Genomic DNA, 586 nt, shown 5'->3' with positions numbered 1-586 from the left:
GTACATGTACCCCACCGCCACCGGATACGGGAACGGCTCACCCGAACGACCATCGAACAACACCGACTTACCGTTGGCGTCGACCATGGTCTCGCCGTCGCGACCATGAGTGTTCAAGATGATGTCGACCGGAGTGCCGTCGGGCATGAACGGCATATCCTCCTTCGGCAGGATCTTGCCGATAACACCCTTGTTGCCGTGCCGGCCGGCGAGCTTGTCACCATCCTGAATCTTGCGCTTCTGCGCCACATACACGCGGACCAGCTCGTTCACACCCGGAGGCAGATCGTCGTCGTCCTCACGCGAGAACACGCGAATACCGATCACCTTGCCCGACTCACCGTGGGGCACCTTCAACGACGTGTCACGGACTTCGCGGGCCTTCTCACCGAAGATCGCACGCAGCAACCGCTCCTCGGGAGTCAGCTCGGTCTCACCCTTCGGGGTCACCTTGCCGACCAGGATGTCGCCGTCACGCACCTCGGCGCCGATGCGCACGATGCCACGCTCGTCCAGATCCGCCAGCACCTCATCGGACACGTTCGGGATATCACGAGTGATCTCCTCGGCACCGAGCTTGGTGTCG

The 586-nt window shown here is 62.3% G+C and carries 1 pseudogene; it reads right to left on the bottom strand.

What is annotated here, in order from left to right:
• Nucleotides 1-586: pseudogene (locus tag IG65_RS35540) on the bottom strand (hypothetical protein); the annotation flags it as partial.

The organism is Nocardia sp. NRRL WC-3656 (genome assembly GCF_000720265.1).
Taxonomy (GTDB): domain Bacteria; phylum Actinomycetota; class Actinomycetes; order Mycobacteriales; family Mycobacteriaceae; genus Nocardia; species Nocardia nova.
Note: the sequence above shows the minus strand (reverse complement) of the source record. Positions and strands in the feature narration are given on the sequence as shown.